This window comes from uncultured Cardiobacterium sp. (assembly GCF_938028825.1).
Classification (GTDB): domain Bacteria; phylum Pseudomonadota; class Gammaproteobacteria; order Cardiobacteriales; family Cardiobacteriaceae; genus Cardiobacterium.
This window is the reverse complement of record NZ_CALIZP010000022.1, coordinates 124,523-145,002: the sequence shown is the minus strand read 5'-3', so window position 1 is coordinate 145,002 and position 20,480 is coordinate 124,523. Positions and strand designations below refer to the sequence as shown.

The 20,480-nt window shown below is 62.7% G+C and carries 18 protein-coding genes and 1 tRNA gene; 17 read left to right on the top strand and 2 right to left on the bottom strand.

Annotation, left to right across the window (positions count from 1 at the left end; genetic code table 11):
• Positions 1 to 41: 41 nt before the first annotated feature.
• Positions 42 to 986 (top strand): LysR family transcriptional regulator, encoded by a 945-nt coding sequence (locus tag Q0562_RS03660; RefSeq protein ID WP_298641303.1) that lies wholly within the window; start codon positions 42 to 44, stop codon positions 984 to 986.
• Positions 987 to 1,000: 14 nt separating this feature from the next.
• Here Q0562_RS03660 and Q0562_RS03655 read toward each other — a convergent pair whose 3' ends face one another.
• Positions 1,001 to 1,129 (bottom strand): hypothetical protein, encoded by a 129-nt coding sequence (locus Q0562_RS03655; RefSeq protein WP_298641301.1) that lies wholly within the window; start codon positions 1,127 to 1,129, stop codon positions 1,001 to 1,003.
• A gap of 15 nt (positions 1,130 to 1,144) precedes the next feature.
• Between Q0562_RS03655 and rtcR the strand changes: the two genes are divergently transcribed.
• From rtcR to Q0562_RS03600, 11 genes are all read left to right on the top strand, one after another.
• The gene (rtcR, locus tag Q0562_RS03650; protein WP_366144688.1) at positions 1,145 to 2,758 is read left to right on the top strand and encodes an RNA repair transcriptional activator RtcR; all 1,614 of its coding nucleotides are present in this window, start codon (positions 1,145 to 1,147) and stop codon (positions 2,756 to 2,758) included.
• Between the two features lie 185 nt (positions 2,759 to 2,943).
• Positions 2,944 to 4,071, top strand: a complete 1,128-nt coding sequence (gene murG / locus Q0562_RS03645; protein WP_298641295.1) for an undecaprenyldiphospho-muramoylpentapeptide beta-N-acetylglucosaminyltransferase — start codon at positions 2,944 to 2,946, stop codon at positions 4,069 to 4,071.
• 131 nt (positions 4,072 to 4,202) lie between these two features.
• A complete protein-coding gene (gene murC / locus Q0562_RS03640; RefSeq protein ID WP_298641294.1) occupies positions 4,203 to 5,642 on the top strand; it encodes a UDP-N-acetylmuramate--L-alanine ligase in 1,440 nt (479 codons plus the stop codon).
• Complete coding sequence (locus tag Q0562_RS03635) at positions 5,639 to 6,559, top strand: D-alanine--D-alanine ligase (protein WP_298641291.1); 921 nt, start codon at positions 5,639 to 5,641, stop codon at positions 6,557 to 6,559. The genes murC and Q0562_RS03635 overlap by 4 nt, the downstream gene beginning before the upstream one ends.
• Positions 6,560 to 6,562: 3 nt before the next feature.
• Positions 6,563 to 7,399, top strand: coding sequence for a cell division protein FtsQ/DivIB (locus tag Q0562_RS03630; RefSeq protein ID WP_298641288.1), 837 nt, complete (start codon positions 6,563 to 6,565; stop codon positions 7,397 to 7,399).
• Positions 7,399 to 8,619: a cell division protein FtsA gene (ftsA, locus tag Q0562_RS03625; protein ID WP_298641285.1), complete on the top strand. Its 1,221-nt coding sequence runs from the start codon at positions 7,399 to 7,401 to the stop codon at positions 8,617 to 8,619. Before Q0562_RS03630 ends, ftsA begins: the two co-directional genes overlap by 1 nt.
• A gap of 35 nt (positions 8,620 to 8,654) precedes the next feature.
• Entirely contained in the window at positions 8,655 to 9,857 is a 1,203-nt protein-coding gene (gene ftsZ / locus Q0562_RS03620) for a cell division protein FtsZ (protein ID WP_298641282.1), read from the top strand.
• Positions 9,857 to 10,780, top strand: coding sequence for a UDP-3-O-acyl-N-acetylglucosamine deacetylase (gene lpxC, locus Q0562_RS03615; RefSeq protein WP_298641279.1), 924 nt, complete (start codon positions 9,857 to 9,859; stop codon positions 10,778 to 10,780). The genes ftsZ and lpxC overlap by 1 nt, the downstream gene beginning before the upstream one ends.
• Positions 10,781 to 11,116: 336 nt before the next feature.
• A complete protein-coding gene (locus Q0562_RS03610) occupies positions 11,117 to 11,707 on the top strand; it encodes a tetratricopeptide repeat protein (protein ID WP_298641276.1) in 591 nt (196 codons plus the stop codon).
• A gap of 88 nt (positions 11,708 to 11,795) precedes the next feature.
• Positions 11,796 to 12,047, top strand: a complete 252-nt coding sequence (locus Q0562_RS03605; RefSeq protein ID WP_298641274.1) for a hypothetical protein — start codon at positions 11,796 to 11,798, stop codon at positions 12,045 to 12,047.
• 76 nt (positions 12,048 to 12,123) lie between these two features.
• Positions 12,124 to 13,449: an MATE family efflux transporter gene (locus Q0562_RS03600; protein ID WP_298641272.1), complete on the top strand. Its 1,326-nt coding sequence runs from the start codon at positions 12,124 to 12,126 to the stop codon at positions 13,447 to 13,449.
• Positions 13,450 to 13,749: 300 nt separating this feature from the next.
• On the opposite strand, the gene Q0562_RS03595 is transcribed toward Q0562_RS03600, so the two are convergent.
• Positions 13,750 to 15,039, bottom strand: coding sequence for a leucine-rich repeat domain-containing protein (locus Q0562_RS03595; RefSeq protein WP_298641269.1), 1,290 nt, complete (start codon positions 15,037 to 15,039; stop codon positions 13,750 to 13,752).
• Between the two features lie 202 nt (positions 15,040 to 15,241).
• Here Q0562_RS03595 and Q0562_RS03590 point away from each other — a divergent pair.
• The 5 genes from Q0562_RS03590 to rbfA all read left to right on the top strand — a co-directional run bounded on the left by Q0562_RS03590 (position 15,242) and on the right by rbfA (position 20,446).
• Positions 15,242 to 15,318, top strand: a tRNA-Met gene (locus Q0562_RS03590).
• 45 nt (positions 15,319 to 15,363) lie between these two features.
• A complete protein-coding gene (gene rimP / locus Q0562_RS03585) occupies positions 15,364 to 15,861 on the top strand; it encodes a ribosome maturation factor RimP (protein WP_298641267.1) in 498 nt (165 codons plus the stop codon).
• A gap of 11 nt (positions 15,862 to 15,872) precedes the next feature.
• On the top strand, positions 15,873 to 17,363 hold the full coding sequence (gene nusA / locus Q0562_RS03580) for a transcription termination factor NusA (RefSeq protein ID WP_298641264.1): 1,491 nt from the start codon (positions 15,873 to 15,875) through the stop codon (positions 17,361 to 17,363).
• Positions 17,364 to 17,381: 18 nt separating this feature from the next.
• The gene (gene infB, locus Q0562_RS03575; RefSeq protein ID WP_298641262.1) at positions 17,382 to 20,045 is read left to right on the top strand and encodes a translation initiation factor IF-2; all 2,664 of its coding nucleotides are present in this window, start codon (positions 17,382 to 17,384) and stop codon (positions 20,043 to 20,045) included.
• On the top strand, positions 20,045 to 20,446 hold the full coding sequence (gene rbfA, locus Q0562_RS03570; RefSeq protein ID WP_298641259.1) for a 30S ribosome-binding factor RbfA: 402 nt from the start codon (positions 20,045 to 20,047) through the stop codon (positions 20,444 to 20,446). Before infB ends, rbfA begins: the two co-directional genes overlap by 1 nt.
• Positions 20,447 to 20,480 lie beyond the last annotated feature (34 nt).

The following is a 20,480-nucleotide window of genomic DNA, read 5'->3' as shown; positions in this document are numbered from 1 at the left end:
ATGCGAGAATCGCTAAATCACCTTTAACGGAAACATCACCAATGGACACAACCGACCCGGATTTACGCACCCTGGGCTTCTTCCTCGACGTTTACCGCTGCCACAGCTTTTCCGCCACGGCGCGGCAACACAACCTCTCCGTGCCGGTCATCACCCGCTGTATCAGCCAACTGGAAGCCACCCTGCACACGCCGCTCTTTTACCGCACCACCCGCGCCGTGCTGCCCACCGCAGCGGGGCACTGTTTTGCCGCTCATGCCGAGGCGCTGGTGCAGCAGTGGCGGGCGGCACAACAGGCACTGGCCGACCTGCACGAAACCCCGTCCGGCAGCATCCGCATCCATGCCCCGCTGGCCTTCGGGCAGCGGCACATCGCGCCGTGGCTGGGCGGGCTGCTGCGCCGCTACCCGCAACTGGATGTAGAACTGCTGCAACGCGACGAGCGCGCCGATTTCCGCGCCGACCGCCTCGATCTCGCCTTCTGCATCGGCAGCCGCCCCGATTCCGCCCTGAAAACGCGCACCTTCGCGCGCGAGCACCACTACCTCGCTGCCGCCCCGGCCTATCTGGCGGCACACGGCAAACCGCAGACGCCGGACGAACTGGGCGCGCACCACTGCCTGCTTTACCGGGGAAAAAACGGCCTGCACCGCTGGCTCTTCCGCGCGGACGGGGGCGACTGGGAAAGCCCGGCACTGCGCGGGAAAATCACCGCCGATAACGTGGAAGTGCTGCTGCGGGCGGCACTCGACGGTGCCGGACTGGTGCTGTTTCCCGACTGGCTGCTGGGCGCCCACATCCGCCGGGGCGAACTGCACACCGTGTCCTGCGGCGGCAGACAGGCGGCCGACGATCGCCGCGAGCAATACGTCAGCGCCTTCTACCCCCACACCCGCCAGCCGTCGCGCAATGTGCGCGCGGTGCTGGATTATTTCGGCGGAGTATTCGGCGAAAAAGCCTACTGGCTGCTGGAAGGGCAGACATAGGGAAGCGGCAGGCTTCATTCCGCAAATACTTCTGCCAGCAGATTCAGCACCGCGCGGTTTTTCGCCGACTGTCCGGCATGGGCGGGCGGTTTTTTGTGCCGCCGCGCTGCCGCCTGACCGATGCCGTGCCATAATCCGCCCATCCCCACCACCCATCCGTGTCTATGAGCGAAAAACGCCGCATCGTCGTCATCAGTTTCCTCGGCACCGTCCTTGACAGCGGCAAGGGCGAAGGCCGCTGGCAGAAATGGCGGCCCAATGTCGCCCTCAACCAGCGGCAAGACCTTGCCGTTGACCGCATCGAGCTTTTCTGCGCCGAGAAATTCCGCGATACGGCGGAAACTGTCTGCGCCGACATCCGCCGCGTCGCGCCGCATACCGCCGTCAACCCCGTGCCGATGGAACTCGCGAACCCCTGGGATTTCAGCGAAGTCTATGCCCGCCTGCATGACTGGGCGGCGGCTTACCCCTTCGACAGCGAGCAGGAGGAATACTGGGTGCATATCACGACCGGCACCCACGTCGCGCAAATCTGCCTCTTCCTGCTGGTGGAATCGCGGCAGATTCCCGGCGTCCTCCTGCAAACCGCGCCGCCGAAGAACCAGAAACGCGGCATGACGCATGGCGATGTCGGCAGTTTCGAGCTCATCGACCTCGATCTCGCCCGCTACGACGCCCTCGCCGCCCGCCTCGCCGCCGTGCGCGATGATGCCGTCCTCTATCTGAAAAGCGGCATCGCCACGCGCAACCCCGCCTTCAACCGCATGATTGCCGAAATCGAGCAAGTCGCGCTGCACAGCCCCTCGCCCATCCTGCTCAGCGGCCCGACCGGCGCGGGCAAATCCATGCTGGCGCGGCGCATCTACGAGCTGAAAAAGGCGCGGCATCAGGTGCGCGGCGCGTTTATCGACGTCAACTGCGCCACTCTGCGCGGCGACGGCGCGGCATCCGCCCTCTTCGGCCATAAAAAAGGCGCGTTCACCGGCGCGGTGGACAAGCGCGACGGCTACCTGAAAAGCGCCGACGGCGGCGTCCTCTTCCTCGACGAAATCGGCGAACTCGGCCTCGACGAACAGGCGATGCTGCTGAAAGCGCTGGAAGAAAAGCACTACTACCCCGTCGGCAGCGACACGGAAACCGCAAGCGACTTCCGCCTCATCAGCGGCACCAACCGCGACCTGCGCCACGACGTGCGCGCAGGCCGCTTCCGCGAAGACCTCTACGCGCGCATCAACATCTGGAACTACCCGCTGCCCGCGCTGGCGGAACGGCGCGAAGACATCGAGCCGAACATCGCCCACCAGCTCGCTCTCGCTTCGCAGGAACTCGGCCGCACCACCCGCTTCAACAAGGAAGCACACGCCGCCTACCTTCGCTTCGCCCTCTCGCCGCAGGCGTCGTGGCGCGGCAACTTCCGCGATCTCGCCGCCAGCATCATGCGCCTCGCCACCCTCGCGCCACGCGGACGCATCACCACCGAACTGGTGCAGGCGGAAACCGCCCGCCTGCGCTGGCTGTGGCAGGACGACGCCGCGCCTGCCGCCAGCGTCATCCCCGCCGGGGTCAACCCCGACGACCTCGACCTCTTCGACCGCCTGCAACTGGAAAACGTCATCACCGTCTGCCGGCAGCACCAAAGCCTCGCCGCCGCCGGCCGCGCCCTTTACAACGTCTCGCGCGGCACGCGCACGAGCGCCAACGACAGCGACCGCCTGCGCAAGTACTTGCAACGCTTCGGCCTCGCCTGGGCGGACATCCGGCCCGAGCGCTGAAACCCGGCGATGCGGTTTTGTCGCCCCCGGCGGCCGTCAGGCGGGGCAATCGTGCCGCTTGTGCCGCCCCGGCCGCTATCCGGCCATGCCGACGGCGTGGTTTTCCTCTATCCTATGCGCCTTTTTTCACGCACACGTTTTCTTCGAGGATTTTCATGCCTACCGCTGCAAATAATTTGAATGTGATGGACAAGCCCGACCCCGCCCGCTGGCAGGGCAAGCGGGTGTTGATGATGGCGGGCGGCACGGGCGGGCATGTCTTCCCCGCGCTTGCCGTCGCGGGGGCGGCGCGTGATCTCGGCGCGGAGGTGCATTGGCTCGGCAATGGCAAGGGCTTTGAAGGGCAACGGGTGCCGGCGGCGGGTTTTGTTTTGCATGACATCGCGGTGCGCGGGCTGCGCGGCAAGGGTCTGCTCGGCTGGTTGCAGGCGCCGTTCATGCTGGCGCGGGCGTTTTGGCGGGCGAACGCGGTGTTGCGCCGCCTGCGGCCCGATGTGGTCATCGGCATGGGCGGCTTTGCCTCCGGCCCCGGCGGACTGGTGGCGCACTGGCGGCGGCTGCCGCTCCTGGTGCATGAGCAGAATGCGGTGGCGGGGCTGACCAACCGCCGCCTGGCGAAGATCGCCGACCGGGTGTTACTCGCCGATGGCCGTGCGGCGGAGAAGATGGGGTTAGCGGCGGGGCGGTTTGTGGTTACGGGCAATCCGGTGCGCCCCGAAATTGCTGCGATGCCTGCGCCTGCGCAGCGTTTTTTGGGGCGGCGCGGGCCGATTCGCCTGCTGGTGCTGGGCGGTTCGCAGGGGGCAAAGGCGCTGAATGCGCTGTTGCCGCAGGCGCTGGCGTTATTGCCGGCGGAGTCCCGCCCTGCCGTCACGCATCAGGTCGGCGAGCGCTGGCTGGATGAGGCGCGCGCGGCGTATGCGGCTGCGGGTGTCGAGGCCGAGGTGGTGCCGTTTATTGTGGATATGGCAGCGGCCTATGGTGCGGCGGATTGGCTGATTGCTCGTTCGGGTGCGCTGACGGTCGCCGAGGTGGCGACGGCGGGGCTGGCGGCGGTGTTTGTGCCGTTCCCGTTTGCGGTTGATGATCATCAGACGGCAAATGCGCAGGCGCTGGTGGATGCCGGCGCAGCGGTGGTGGTGCAGCAGCGGGATTTGTCGGCAGAGTCATTGGCCGGGCTGATTGCTGCCCGTCAGGATCGCGGTGCGCTGTTGATGCAGGCTGACCGCGCCCGCAGCCGTTCGCATGCGAAGGCGCTGGGGCGGATTCTGGCCGAGGTTGAAACGCTGCTGGCAGACAAGACGACACGCTAGTTCTTGTTATGTTCACTCTTTTTTCGCTGGCGCGGGGCTTCCCCGCCCTGCCCTTCCCCGCGTTTTTTCGCGTGGTTGTCCCGCTTGGCGGGGTTTGTTTTTAACTCACTTTTCAGGTTCAGGTTTTTCAGATGAGTGCTGATATTCATTTTGGGCGGATTGAGCGCCGCCAGATGCGCCGCGTGCGCAATGTGTTTTTTGTCGGGATCGGCGGGGTCGGCATGAGTGCCATCGCCGAGGTGTTGATTACGCTGGGTTATGCGGTGAGCGGTTCGGATTTGAAGCCGTCCGCCAATACGGAGCGTTTGCAGGCAAAGGGTGCCACGGTGTTTTTCGGGCACAGCGCCGAGAATGTCGGCGATGCGTCGGTGGTGGTCACGTCGTCGGCGATTGATCCGGGCAATCCGGAGGTATTGCACGCGCGCGAGTTGGGGATTCCGGTCATCCGCCGCGCCGAGATGCTCGCCGAGTTGATGCGCTTCCGTTTCGGCATTGCGGTCGCGGGCACGCACGGCAAGACGACGACGACAAGCCTGATTGCCTCCATCCTCGCCGATGCCGGGCTGGACCCGACGTTTGTCATCGGCGGGGTGCTGACGGCGGCGGGCAGTAATGCGCGCCTGGGCGACGGCCAGTATTTGGTCGCGGAAGCGGATGAGTCGGATGCGTCGTTCTTGTTTTTGCAGCCGATGATTTCGGTGGTGACGAATATTGATGCGGATCATCTGGAGAATTACGGCGGCAGTTTCGACAATTTGAAGCAGGGCTTCGTCCGCTTTTTGCACAATCTGCCGTTTTACGGGTTGGCGGTGCTGTGTGTGGATGATGAGGGGGTGCGCTCGGTGCTCGCCGAGGTCGGGCGGCCGGTGCGCACGTACGGGTTTTCGGAGCAGGCGGATTTGCGCGCGGTGAATGTGCGTCAGGTCGGCCTGGATATGCAGTTTGATGTGGTCGATAAGGCGCGCGGCGAGACGTTCCCGCTGTCGCTGTCCATGCCCGGCAAGCATAATGTGCTGAACGCGCTCGCGGCGCTGATTGTGTGCAGCGAGCTGGGGCTGCCGCATGAGGATATTGTCGCCGGGTTGCGCCAGTTCCGGGGCGTCGGGCGGCGTTTTACCTATCACGGCGTAATCCGGCACGAGCGCGGCACGGCGGAGGTGTTCGAGGATTATGGGCATCATCCGAACGAGATCCGCGCGGTGCTAGCGGCGGCGAAGGAGGGCTTTGCCGGGCGGCGGATTTTCGCGGTGTTCCAGCCGCACCGCTTCACGCGCACCCGCGATTGTCTGGATGATTTTGCCGAGGTGCTGGCGAATTGCGAGGCGCTGGTGCTAACGGATGTGTACAGCGCGGGCGAAGCACCGATTGCGGGCGCGGACAGCCGCGCGCTGGCGCGCGCCATCCGCGCGCACGGCAAGGTCGAGCCGGTGCTGATTGCCGACAAGGGCGCAATCAATCAGCAGTTATACGATAATTTGCTGCAAGACGGTGATGTCGTGATTTATTTCGGCGCGGGCGATATTGGCCGCGTCGCCAAAGATATGGCTACGGAACATGGGGTGACGCAATGAGTATGGATTTTGGCAAGGTTGCCGTCCTGTATGGCGGGACATCGGCGGAACGCGAGGTGTCGCTGGTCAGCGGCGCAGCGGTGCACGAGGCGCTGTGTGCGGCGGGCGTGGATGCGCATTTGGTCGATACGCTGGATAGACAAGCGCTGTTTTCTTTGCGGGAACGCGGTTTTGCGCGCGCTTTTGTGATTTTGCACGGACGCGGTGGCGAGGACGGGCAGACGCAGGCGATTCTGGATGCCTTGGCCATTCCCTACACGGGCGCAGGCGTTGCCGCTTGTGCGATTGCCATGGATAAGGTGCTGACCAAGCGGCTGTGGGCGGCGGACGGGCTGCCGGTGCAGCCGGATATGGTGATTGACGAATCGACGCCGTTCGACGCGCTGGTCACCCGCTTGGGCGCATCGTCGTTTGCGGTCAAACCCGCGCTGGAAGGTTCAAGCGTCGGCATCAGCCGTGTTTCCAGCCAGGCGGATTTGGTCGCGGCGTATGCCAAGGCAGGCGGCGCCAGCGAGAAGGTCATGGCAGAACCGTGGGTAGTTGGTCGTGAGCTGACCTGCGCCATCATCGGCGACGAGGTGCTGCCGGTGGTGGAAATCCGCCCCGCCAACAGCCATCAGTTCTACGATTATGACGCCAAGTACCGCGACGACAATACCCGCTATCTCTGCCCTGCCCCGCTGGATGCGGCGTTAAGCGGGGAAATTCAGGCACTCACCAGACGCGCGTTTGCCAGCATCGGCGCGAAAGGCTGGGCACGCGTCGATTTTATTCTTGATGAAGAGAACCGTCCTTGGCTGCTGGAAATCAATATGGCGCCCGGCATGACCTCACATTCGCTGGTGCCGCTGGCGGGCAAGGCGGCGGGGCTGGATTTTCAGGCGGTCGTCTTGAAGATTCTCGCGCAGACGCTGTAAGTCATGGCCCCGCCCCCGAAAAACCGCTATTTGAGCCGCTCGTCGGTCAGCGTGCCGCGCGAGGAGCGCACCGTGTGGCAAATCGCCTGGCTGATTGGCGAATGCACGCTCGCCGTCTTCCTGCTGCTCGGCATCGCCTACGGGGTGTATGTAACCTATCAACGCCTGACGCAGCAGGCGTTTTTCCCGCTGAAACGCGTCATCATCGAGGAACCGCTGCGTTACGGCGACATCAACGACATCGGCGACATCATCCGCCACCACCACCAGAAGGATTTGCTGCATATGGATGTGTCGCTGCTCGCCGGCGAAATCCAGCAGCTTGACTGGATTGCCAAGGCAGGCGTTTACAAGCGCTGGCCGGATGCGGTGGAAATCAAACTCGTCGAACGCGTCCCCATCGTGCGCTGGGGCAAGGAAGGCTTCCTTGACGCCAGCGGCACACCGTTCACCGTGCCGGACAGCGACAAGCTGCGCGGCTTGTTCAAACTGCAAGGGCCGGACGGCTACGAGCAGCAGGTGCTGCAATATTACGAAGACATCGCACCGTGGCTCGCCGCACGCCATCTCAATGTTGCCCGCCTCAGCCTTGACCCGCGCCTCGTCTGGCATGTCGAACTGACGGACGGCCCCGACGTCATCCTCGGCCGCGACCAGCTGAACGAGCGCCTGAAAAAACTCGTCGTCGTCAACAACAAGGTCATCAAGCCCTACCACCCGTACATCGACGCCATTGACCTGCGCTATCATGACGGCTTCTCCGTGCGCTGGAAAGCGGGGGTCAGACCCGTAACCACCGACAACGCAAGCGCAAAGGACAACGCAAAAGGCAAAAAATAATGAAAGAACAGGCCATCAAAGTCGTCATTGACCTCGGCAGCTCACGCACACGGGTGACCATCGCTGAAATCGGCAGCAACCACAGCTACTTTGAAGTGCTGGGCAGCGGCGTCGCTGCCGGAGGCGCCGTCAAGGCAGGCATCGTCACCAACATCCCCGCCGCCACCGCCGCCATCCGCCAGGCGGTGGCCATCGCCGAACAGGAAGCCGGCGTCAAAATCAACAGCGCCATCGTCAGCATCAGCGGCCAGCACATCCTCGGCGTCAACAGCGACGGCCAGGCCCATATCCGAAACCGCCGCATCCGCAACAACGATATCATCCACGCCGTCATGCGCGCCCGCAACCTCGCCCACAAAGGCGGGCAAACCCTGCTGCACATCCTCGAACAACAATTCATCGTTGACGGCCACAAAGGCATCACCGACCCCAAAGGCATGACCGCTGACGAACTCGACGCCCGCGTCCACGTCATCAGCGCCCGCAGCGCCGCTGTGGATAACCTCGGCCAGTGCGTGCGCGAAGCGGGCATCGAAATCGAACAAATTGTCTATGCCGGCCTCGCCTCCGCCTACGCCGCCAGCAGCGAAGACGAACGCGAACTCGGCATCTGCACCGTTGACCTCGGCGCCGGCACCGCCGACATCATGCTGTGGCTGCACAACCAGCCCATGCACGCCGCCACCCTGCCCATCGGCGGCGAACAAATATCGAGCGAACTCGCCACCGCCCTGCGCACCCCGCGCGCCGCCGCCGAAACCCTCAAATGCCGCTACGGCGCACTGCGCAACAAATACTGCCAGCAGCACCGCATCCCGCTGCCCAGCACCGGCCACCTGCCCGACCGCCAGCTCGCCGGCAACGACATGGTTGAGCTGCTCGCCATGTGCTACCAGAACTACTTCACCCACATCAACAAAGAACTGCACCGCGTCGGCCTGCGCAAAATGCTGGACGGCGGCATCATCTTCACCGGCGGCGCGGCGCAAATCCCCGGTCTTGCCGAAGCCGCCGGCGAACATTTTGAATGCCCGGTACGTGTCTTTATCCCCCCGCCCATCGACGGACTGCACGAACACCTGCAAGGCGACGCGGGCATGGTTACCACCCTCGGCCTCTTCTACCTGCAACAAGTCCCGCTCGCCGACTACGTTTGGGCGAAAGAAGAAAACGACGGTATAATCCAAAACGTTACAAACTTTTTAAAGCGTTACCTATAACAACGCACACACCCCGGCACACAAGAGGTAAACACATGGCCTTCACAATACAAATGGACGAGACCGACAACACATCCCCCGTCATGATCAAAGTTATCGGCATCGGTGGCGGCGGATGCAACGCCTTGAAACAAATGATGGATTTCGACCTGCAAGGCGTAGAACTCATCGTGGCCAATACCGACAAACAAGTCCTGCAAGAAAACCCCATCCAGAACAAACTGCAACTCGGCGTCAAAACCACACGCGGCATGGGCGCGGGCTCCAAACCCGAAGTCGGCCGCCAGGCCGCCGAAGAAGACCGCGACAAAATCCGCGAAGCCCTGAACGGTGCCGACATGGTCTTCATCGCTGCCGGCATGGGCGGCGGCACCGGCACCGGCGCCGCCCCCGTCATCGCCAATGTCGCCCGCGACATGGGCATCCTCACCGTCGCCATCGTCACCAAACCCTTCACCTTCGAAGGCGTGCCGCGCATGCGCAAAGCCGAAGCCGGCATCGAAGTATTGAAAAGCGAAGTGGACTGCCTCGTCGTCATCCCCAATGACCGCATCACCTCCGTCATGGGCGAAGACGCCACCCTCATCGGCTCCTTCAAAGCCGTGGACAATGTCCTGCGCGACGCCGTGTACAGCATCGCCACCATCATCCAGAAACTCGGCGTCATCAACACCGACCTCGAAGACGTCAAAACCATCATGAGCGAACGCGGCATCGCCATGATGGGCTCCGGCGAAGCCAAAGGCGAAGACCGCGCCCGCGCCGCCACCGAACGCGCCATCTCCTCGCCGCTCCTGGAAAACATCGACCTCGCCTCGGCGCGCGGCCTGCTCGTCAACGTCAGCGCCAGCTCCAGCGTCAAAACCGCCGAATACCACATGGTCGGCCACGTCATCTACGACATCATCGACCCCGAACAAGTCAACCTCAAAATCGGCCTCATCGTTGATGACAACATGGGCGACACCCTGCGCGTTACCGTCGTCGCCACCGGTATCGAAGGCGGCGACAGCGACGGCTACTTTGACGGCACCTTCGGCGACTTCGCGGGCGGCGGCAACAGTCGCAACAACGGCGGCAGCTACACCCAACTCAGCGACTTCGGCCTGAACGCCCGCAGCGAAAACAGCGGCAGCCCCTACGACGACGCCGCCGATGACCGCAGCGACTACCTCGACAACAACAACGACAACAGCGGCTTCAGCCTCAGCAAAATCCTGCGCCGCCGCACCCACTGATGGCCAGACAGAGCAGCATCCGCGAGCCCATCGCCGGCTCCGGCATCGGCGTGCACAGCGGCAGACGGGTGGACATCCGCCTGCTGCCCGCCCCCGCCGACAGCGGCATCCGCTTCCGCCGCACCGACCTTGACCCCGCCGTCGAAATCCCCGCCCGCGCCGACCTCGTCCGTGATACCCAGCTCTGCACGGCGCTCGCCAACGAAAACGGCGTACGCGTCGCCACCATCGAGCATCTCATGTCCGCCCTCGCGGGCGTCGGCATCGACAACATCACCATCGAACTGAACGCGCCGGAAGTCCCCATCATGGACGGCAGCGCCGCCCCCTTCGTTTACCTCCTGCAACAGGCGGGCATCCGCGAACTCGACGCCCTGAAAAACTTCATCCACATCACCGACACCATCGAAGTGCGCGACGGCGACAAATGGGCGCGCCTCAGCCCGCACAACGGCTGCCGCTTCGACTTCACCATCGAATTCGACCACCCCGTCTTCCGCCACCGCAACAACCATACCCGCCTCGACTTCACCAGCCGCCGCTACATCCGCGACATCAGCCGCGCCCGCACCTTCGGCTTCCTGCGCGACATCGAATACCTGCAAAGCCACGGCCTGACCCTCGGCGGCGGGCTGGATAACGCCGTCGTCGTGGACGACTACCGCGTCCTGAATGAACACGGCCTGCGCTTTGACGACGAATTCGTGCGCCACAAACTGCTGGACGCCGTCGGCGACCTCTACCTGCTCGGCGCGCCGCTCCTCGGCCACTACCAAGGCCACAAATCCGGACACGACCTCAACAACAAACTGTGCCTGGCGCTGCTCGCCGCGCCGCAAACCTGGAACCACATCCAGCTTGACCGCGACAGCGACATCCGCATGGACTACGGCGAAAATCTGCCGCTGCCGCAGGCAGGCTGAACGTCCCGGGAAAAACCATGAGAGACGCCGCCGCGCGTCTCTTTTTTACCGCCTCTGCCCTTCCCTGCCGATGAAACCCAGGAAAAGACGCATAGCGCGGGCTTCATACCAAAAACCTTGGCACACGACAAAATCCGTTATGACTAAACATCTAAAAATCTAAAAAACCGCAACGGCATTGCGCCGCCCTGCTCCAATCCTGTTTGCAACGACTGTATCTGTATAAGCCTGACAGCCGCCCACGCAGACTAGGGACGATGAAGCAGGCGCAGCCGCTTGCGTGTTTTGCTGCCGCGTCATATAAGTACGGCAATTTTTCAACCGCCGTCTGCCGCCATGACCACCCGCATCCCCGCCGCTTTCTCCCTTCAATTCGCCGCCCGTGCGCATGCGCAGGGCGATTATGACGGTGAGCGGCAACTGCTACTACCGCTGGCGGAGGCGGGCGATGCGGCGGCGCAATGCCGTCTCGGTCTGCTTTATACGACCGGCAGCGGTGGCGTTATCCGGGATTACGCGGCAGCGCGAGCGTGGTTCGAGCGCGCCGCCATGCAGGGGCACGGTGAGGCGCAGTTCTTTCTCGGCCTGATTTTCACCGACGGACAAGGGGTAACGCGCGACTATGTGCAGGCACGGCAGTGGTTCGAGCGCGCCGCCGCGCAGGGCGAGGCACGGGCGCAGAGTTATCTCGGCTGGCTGTATGACAACGGCTACGGTGTGCGCCGCGATTTCGCCACGGCGCGGCTGTGGCTGGAACGGGCGGCGGCGCAGGGCGATGCCGATGCGCAGTTCAATCTCGGCGGTTTTTACCGCTACGGCAAGAGTGTGGCGCAGGATATGGCCACCGCCCGCCTGTGGTATGAACGCGCCGCCGCCCAGGGCGACAGCGATGCCCGGCAGGCGCTGCGTGAGCTGGCGTGTGATTGAGGGGGTTTTTCATCAGGCGGCTGTGCCGTGATGTGCAGCGCTGCCGCCGAAAGCGGATAATGCGCGCCTTTTCAGGACAGAAATCCCCATGAAAAACGTCCCCCTCACCGCGCGGGTCTATGCCGATTTTGACAACGAACGCCCCGCCCGCCATATCGTCGGCCTGAGTCAGACGGGTAGCGTGCGCCACTTCGACGGCACGACGCGGATCGTCACGAACGGCGATTATCTCCACCTCTACATGGACTGCGGCGACGGCGAATATTGCGTCAGTGCCGGCATCGTCATTGCCAGCCCGTTTCCGGCGCGGCCCTATAAATGGGTGCTGTGTGCTGGATGAAGACATCCGCTACCGGCGGGAAGATTGACCGCCCGGCGGACACCCCATTCACCCATAACCAACAACAAGGACATCCATGACAGCCCGACACGAACTGGCAGCGACGCTGCGCCTCGCCCTGCCGCTGATGCTGCTGCAACTGCTGAGTTACTCCCTGCCGGTGATCGATACCGTGATGGCGGGACGCCACAGCGACCTCACCCTCGCCGCCGTCGCCCTCGCCGCGCAGATTTTCAGCTTCATCTACCTCTTCATGGCGGGCTGCGCGCTCGCCATCACCGCCGCCATGTCGCAGGCAAACGGCCACGACGACCGCGCGCAAATCCGCCGCAACTTCCAGCAGGGCATCTGGATGCTCGCCTTCCTCGCCGTCGTGACCATCATCCTTACCCTGCTTGGCGCCTACGTCCCCGGCTGGCTCGGCAGCACGCCGGACATCGCCCCTGAAGCCAGACGCTACCTGCTCACCCTCGCCCCCGGCGCGGGCGTGTGCATCATCGGCCTCGCCGGACGCTGCTTCCTCGAAGGCATGGCCTACCCGCGCACCATCGTCATCGTGCAGGCGCTGCTCATCCCCACCAACATCTGCGGCAACTACCTCCTGCTCTACGGTGCGGGCCCCATCCCCGCCCTCGGTGTGCCGGGCATGGCGCTCGCCACCGCCCTGTGCTACCTCATCTTCACCACCTTCGTCTTCACCGCCATTGCCCGCAACCCGCGCTGGCGGGCGTACCGCCCCTTCTACCGCTTCGCGGCGCCTGATCTTGCCGCCATCCGCCGCTACTTTGCCGTCGGCCTGCCGATTGCACTGGCGCTCGTCATGGAAACCGGCCTCTTCACCGCCGTCGGCCTGATTGTCAGCCGCACCAACGAAGTCAACGCCGGTGCCAACCAGATTGCGCTCAACTACGCCGGGCTGTCCTTCATGATCCCACTCGGTCTTGCCAGCGCCCTCACCATCCGCTGCGGCAACGCCTACGGACGCGGCGACCACGCCACCCTGCGCCGCCGCGCCCTGAGCGGACTGGCAGCAGCGGCCGTCATCATGTGCTTCATCGCCCTCATCCCGCTGCTCTTGCGCTACCAGATTGCCGCGCTGTACAGCAACAGCGCCGACACCATCGCCATCGCGGGCACCATCCTTGTGCTGGTCGGCCTCTTCCAAATCGGCGACGGCCTGCAAGTCTGCTCGGCGGGCGTGCTGCGCGGCATCCACGACACCCGCATGCCGATGATTTATGCCTTCATCGGCTACTGGGTGGTCGGCTTCCCCGCCGCCCTTATCGGCTACCACACCCTCGACATCGGCGTCGCCGGATTGTGGGTCGGCATGGTGGCGGGACTGAGCCTCACCGCCGCCCTCGGTGTGCGGCGGGTACTGTGGCAGGTGCGGAAACGCTGACGGGACTGTCCCCATCCGCAAACGGCGTCAATGCCAGGCTTGCGCAAGGTGAGCCTTGACCTGCCATGACGGAAATGAAGGAATGCGCGGCGGACCGGGTAGCGGCCTGCAAAGCAGGCTGCTTGGAAACAGCAAGAACCGGGCAGGTTTAGTTGACGCTTTCTGCCATGAAAACAGAGGGAAAATTCCCCCGTATTTGCTGTCTGTGCCATTGGCACATTCGTTGAGCATACCTTTCAGGCCACTACCAGATTATTTCCAGGATTGGTGTAAAACCCGCCGCTTCGTTATGTTTGTGGTTTATTTGAAGTAACCCGCCATAACCGCATTGCTCTCGATGCGGTTAGCCAGCGCCAGCGGGACTTTCATCCGCGTGTTACGGACGTCGAGGACGCACAGATGGGTCAGGTTGGCGATGAATTTCGGCAGGAAGGGAATCTGATTGCCGGAGAGGTTGAGCGTGGTCAGTTTGCCGAGGTTGGCGACGCTGTCCGGCAGGGAGCCGAGGTCGTTGCTGCCGACATCAAGGATTTCCAGTTCGCTCAGGTAGCCGATGTGTGTGGGCAGCATGGTCAGTTCGTTGTGTGCCAGGTGCAGGTTGTTCAGGCGGCTGAAATTGCAGATGAAATCCGGCAGGCTCATCAGGTTGTTGTGCGAGAGGTCAAGGGTGCTCAGGCGCAGCAGGCTGCTGGTCTGCTCGGGCAGGCGGGTCAGTTTGTTGTGCGCCAGCGAGAGGCGGCTCAGGTGTTGCAGATTGCCGATGCTTTCGGGCAGGCCGGTGAGGCGGTTGTTGTGCGCGTCAAGCACGTCAAGGTTTTTCAGCGCGCCGATGCTTTCCGGGATATTGGTGAGCAGGTTGCCGCCAATGTCGAGGCGGTGTAATTGGTGCAGGTTACTGAGGCTGTCCGGCAGGCTGCCGAGCTGGTTGCCGTAGAGTTCGAGTTCGGTCAGGTTGGCGAGCGAGCCGATGAAGTCGGGGACGTGCTTGAGCTGGTTGGAGGCGAGGTTGAGGTGGGTCAGGCGCGTCAGTTTGCCGAGGAATTCGGGCAGGTCTTCGAGCTGGTTGCGCGCGAGGTTGAGCCTGGTCAGGTTGGTGAAGTTGCCGAGGTAGTGCGGCACGCGCACCAGGCGGTTGTCGCCGATGTCGAGTTCGGTGATTTGCGTGAAGCCGGCGAGGGTTTCCGGCAGGCGGGTCAGTTTGTTGTAGCCGAATTCGAGCTTGCTGAGGCGGGTAAGGTTTTTCAGGCTGTTCGGCAGGGCTTCGAGTTTGTTCCATTTGAGGTCGATGCGTTTCAGCAGGGTGAGGTTGCCGATGCTTTCCGGCAGTTGCGCCAGTTCGTTGCCGCGCAGGTCAAGCTCGGTAAGCTGGCTCAGCTCGCCGATGCCGTCCGGCAGGCTTTGCAGGCGGCGGAAGGAGAGATCAAGACGGGTCAGCCCGGCGAGTTCTTCGGCATCGCGCGGGATGCGGTCTTCGCCGATGTTGTTCTCTTCCGCCCATTTGATGAGTTCGACAAAGCCTTCCTGATCGCCGTCATCTGCGGCATCGCGTCCGGTGATACGGCGTAATCCGTTGATTATTCTTCCAATCATGCAGGGTTTCCTTGTTGGGTAAATGAAGTTGCAGTTGTTTTATGGCGGCATTGTAACAATGCCTGCCACCGACTTGAATTCCAGCAGCGTGCCAAGTTTGTATATGTGTTTTCCGGTCAACCGCTTAACGGTGCCAAAGCGCGGGTTTTCATGCGGGGCTTGCAAGTGGTGCGCTTTCCCCTATAATGGCGCCCCTGTCAGATGCGGGGTGGAGCAGTCTGGTAGCTCGTCGGGCTCATAACCCGAAGGTCGTTGGTTCAAATCCAGCCCCCGCTTCCAAACCGGATTTTTTATCAAGCCCTTCTTCAAGGGCTTTTTTGTTGTATGTGTTTTCATGAAGGGGGCGTTGTGTCGCGCGAGGAGAAGGTTACGGAACTGCTGAGGCCCGTGGTGGAATCCATGGGTTTCGAGTGGGTCGGGGTGGAATATCACCACAATTCGGTCAATTCGGTTTTGCGCATTTATGTGGACCGGCCGGAAGGCGGCATCGATATGGACGGCGTGGTGGCGGTCACGGAAGCGGTGAACCCGATTCTCGATGTGGAAGACCCGATTAATGCGTCCTACACGCTGGAAGTCTCATCGCCCGGTCTGGATCGCCCGCTCTTTACCTTTGCCGATTTCGTCCGCTTTACCGGGCAGACGGTGAAGCTGGATTTGAGTGTTGCGCTCGGCAAGCGCCGCCGTTTCGAGGGGGTGATTGCCGCGACGGACGAGGCCGCGCAGCGCATCACCCTGCAAGTGCAAAACGGCAGGGAGACGGAAGCGGTGGAAATCGATTTTGCCCATGTGGATAAGGCACGTCTGGTGCCCGTTTTTTGAAGGAGAGAACCATGTCCAGAGAATTGTTGAACATCGTGGAAGCGGTAGCGAACGAAAAGGAAGTTGACCGCAGCGTGATTATCGAGGCGCTGGAAGCGGCGCTGGCGGCGGCGACGCGCAAGCGCTACCCCGACGAAGAAATCGCCGCGAAGGTGGTGATTGACCCGCGCAGCGGCGAATACAAGAGTTACCGCCTGTGGTCGATTGTGGATGACGAGGCGATTCTGGAAAACCCCGACGCCGAAATGCGCGAAAGCGTCGCCGCCATCGAACATCCCGAAGAAAACCTGCATGTCGGCGATGTGCTGGAAATCCCGATCGAGAACGAGCCCTTCGGCCGCATCAGCGCGCAGCAGGCGAAACAAATCATCATCCAGAAACTGCGCGAGGCGGAGCGGCGCAAAGTCTATGACCGCTTCATCGCCGAAGAAGGCACACTGGTACACGGCATCGTCCGCCGCCACGAACGCGGCAACGTGATTGTCGATGTCAACGGCGTCGAGGCGACCATCCTGCGCGACGGCATGATTCCGCGCGAAACCCTGCGCGTCGGCGACCGCATTCGCGGCTACCTCGCCAAAGTCAACCTCGAAATGCGCGGGCCGCAGCTCGAAGTCAGCCGCGTCGCGCCGGAAATGCTGAAAGCGCTGTTTACCCTGGAAGTGCCGGAAATCGGCACCGGCATCATCGAAATCATGGGCGTGGCGCGCGACCCCGGCCTGCGCGCCAAAATCGCCGTACGCACCTTCGACCCGCGTGTCGATCCGGTCGGTGCCTGCGTCGGCATGCGCGGCTCGCGCGTGCAGGGCGTGATGAACGAACTGGCGGGCGAACGCGTTGACATCGTCCTTTGGGACGACGACCCGGAAACCTTCGTGCGCAAAGCGATGGCACCGGCGCAAATCAGCGCGACCGCCGCCGACGAAGCGCGCAAAACCATCGACATCGCCGTGCCGGAAAACAAACTGCCGCAGGCGGTCGGACGCGGCGGGCAGAACGTGCGCCTTGCCAGCGAACTCACCGGCTGGAACATCAACATCCTCAGCGAAGCCGAATTTGCCGCGCGGCAGGAAGAAATGCAGAACGCGCAGGAACGCGAACTGGCCGCCGCGCTGGACGTGGACGACGACATCGCCGACCTCCTCACCAACGCCGGATACAGCACGGCGGAAGCCGTCGCCTCGGCCGAGCGCGACGCGCTGCTCGCCATCGAAGACTTCGACGAAGAAACCGTCGATGCTCTGATTGAGCGCGCCGCCGACCATCTGCTGCAACAGGCCTTTGTCGAAGAAGTCGAGCCGGAAGACGAAATGCAGACACCGCTTGCCGGTGTGGAAGGGCTGGATGAAGCAGCCGCTGCCGCCTTGCAGGAAAAGGGTCTGCACACCCGGGAAGACCTGGCCGAACTGTCGGTGGACGAACTCATGACCTACACCGGCATGAACCAAGAACAAGCCTCGGCGCTCATACTCAAAGCGCGCGAACCGTGGTTTCGTGGATAAACACGAGGGACAAAAACAATGACAACAGTCGCAGAAGTAGCCAAACAACTGAAAATCCCGGTGAACCGCCTGATGGCGCAACTTGCCGAAGCGGGCATCAACGTACAAAGCACCGAAGACGACCTCAGCCCCGCGCAAAAAGTCGCCCTCACCAAACACATGGCGGCGAAAAAAACCGGCGGGCACAAAAAACTCAGCCTGAAAGAACACAAAAGCGGCGGCAAGAGCGGCGGTGACGCCAAACTTGCCGGCAAAAAACCGGGCGGCGAAAGCGGCGCGAAAAAACCGCGCGGCAGCGGCAAGAAAAGCGGCGAGAAAAAACTGAGCCCGCTGGAAATCGCCAAACAAATGGCCGAACAGCAGCGCCTCGCCCAGGGCGAAGCCATGCGCGACAGCGAAACCCGCGCGCGCGAAGAAGCCCAGGCTGCCGAAGCCCGCCGCCTCGCCGAAGAAGCCGACCGCAAGGCGCGCAAAGAACAGGAAGAACAGGCCGCGCTGGAAGCCGAAGAAGCACGGCGCAAAGCCGAAGCCTCGCTGGTCGCCAGCCTCGCCGAACAGGAAAAACAGCGGCGCATCCGCGAAGCGGAAGAAGCGAAAAAGAACGCCGAAGCGCAGTTGCGCAAACACGAAGCGCGCGAAAAAGAAGCCGCCCAGGAACACGCCGAACTCGAACGCCAGCGCCTGGAAGCCCTGCAAGACGTCGCCAAGCGGGAAAACTACGAAGAAGAAGCCGAAAGCCGCTTCCACATCCAGACGCGCGAGCGCGGCGCGGGCGGCAAAAGCAAAACCGAACGCGGCGGCAAGCGCGGCGGGCGCAGCGGCGAAGACGAACCGCGCCGCAGCGGCGGCGGCCGTGGCGGGCGCGGCAAACCCGCGCGCGAGAACGAACGCAAAGGCGGCAAATTCGAAAAACCCGTCGCCCCCGTCTCGCGCGAAGTGCGTATCCCGGAAACCATCACCGTCGGCGAACTGGCGCAGAAAATGAGCGTCAAGGCGGGCGAACTCATCAAGGTCATGATGAAACTCGGCTCGATGGTCACCATCAACCAGCTGCTCGACCAGGAAACCGCCGCCCTCGTTGCCGAAGAGATGGGGCACCAGTACATCCTGCTCAAAGAAAACGAACTCGAAGCGCAAGTCATGGCCGAGGCCGCCGAAGACGCGGGCAACGTCATCCAGCGCGCGCCCGTCGTCACCATCATGGGCCACGTTGACCACGGCAAAACCTCGCTGCTCGACTACATCCGCAAAACCAAAGTCGTCGCCGGCGAAGCGGGCGGCATCACCCAGCACATCGGCGCCTACCGCGTGCAGACCCCGAAAGGCACCATCACCTTCCTCGACACCCCCGGCCACGCCGCCTTTACCGCCATGCGCGCACGCGGCGCGGATGCGACCGACATCGTCATCCTCGTCGTCGCCGCCGACGACGGCGTCATGCCGCAGACCATCGAAGCCATCCAGCACGCGAATGCCGCCAAAGTGCCGCTCATCGTCGCCGTCAACAAAATCGACAAACCCGACGCCGACCCGGATAAAGTCAAATCCGAGCTGACCCAATACGGCGTCGTCGCCGAAGACTGGGGCGGCGAAAACCTCTTCGCCAACGTCTCGGCGAAAAGCGGCGAAGGCATCGACGACCTGCTCGACAAAGTCCTCATCCAGGCCGAAGTCCTCGAACTCACCGCCCCCTCCACCGGCATGGGGCGCGGTGTCGTCATCGAATCCCGCCTTGATCGCGGGCGCGGCAGCGTCGCCACCGTCCTCGTCCAGTCCGGCCTCGTCAAAAAAGGCGATATCATGCTGGCCGGCATGGAATACGGCAAAATCCGCGCCATGCTGGATGAAAACGGTAACGAACTCAAAGAAGCAGGTGCCTCGACGCCTGTCGAAATCCTCGGTCTCTCCGGCACCCCGAACGCGGGCGACGAAGTCGTCATCGTCGAAAACGAACGTAAGGCGCGCGAAATCGCCAACTTCCGCCAGGGCAAATTCAAAGAAATCAAAATCGCCCGCCAGCAGAAAGCCAAACTGGAAAACCTTTTCGCCAATGCGGACAGCGGCGAGGTGCAGACCGTCAACCTCATGATCAAGGCCGACGTGCAAGGCTCGGTGGAAGCCCTCTCCGACTCGCTGCTCAAACTCGCCACCGACGAAGTCAAGGTGAACATCATCGCCTCCGGCATCGGCGGCATCACCGAATCCGACGTGCAACTCGCCATCGCCTCCGAAGCTATCATCATCGCCTTCAACGTCCGCGCGGATGCCAACGCGAAAAAACTCGTCGAAAACGAAGGCGTGGACCTGCGTTATTACAGCATCATCTACGAAGCCATCGACCAGGTGAAAGCGGCGATGCAGGGCCTGCTCTCACCGGAAGTGCGCGAAGACATCATCGGCCTCGCCGAAGTGCGCGAAGTCTTCCGCTCCTCCAAATTCGGCACCGTGGCGGGCTGCATCGTCGAAGACGGCATCCTGAAACGCAACAACCCCATCCGCGTCCTGCGCAACAACATCGTCATCTACGAAGGCGCGCTCGAATCCCTGCGCCGCTTCAAGGATGACGTGAACGAAGTGCGCGCCGGCACCGAATGCGGCCTCGGCGTGAAAAATTACAACGACGTGCGCATCGGCGACCAGATTGAATGCTACGAACGCGTCTCCGTCGAAAGGACCCTGTAATGCAACACCACAAACAGCACGGCGACCGCACCCGCCGCATCGGCGAACAAATCCGGCGCGAACTCACGCCGGGCTTCATCGCGCAAATCCTCAACCACCCGCATGCCTCGCTGCTGTCGATTACGGCGGTGCGGGTCACGCGCGACCTGTCCTTTGCCAAAGTGTACGTTACCCACGTCATCAGCAACCCGGGCGAACGGCAGGACCTCATCCGCGCCCTGAACGAACACGCGGGACAATTCCGCCACCACCTCGCGCAAAAGCTCACCACGCGCAAAGTGCCGGAACTCACCTTTGTCTATGACGATTCCGTGGAATACGGCGCGCGCATGGACAACCTCCTCTACGACCTGGTCAAGGACCTGCCGCCGCCGGAAGAAGACCCGGATACGCAGTCCTGAAACCCAAAGCCGCAACATTGCGGCTTTTTTCATG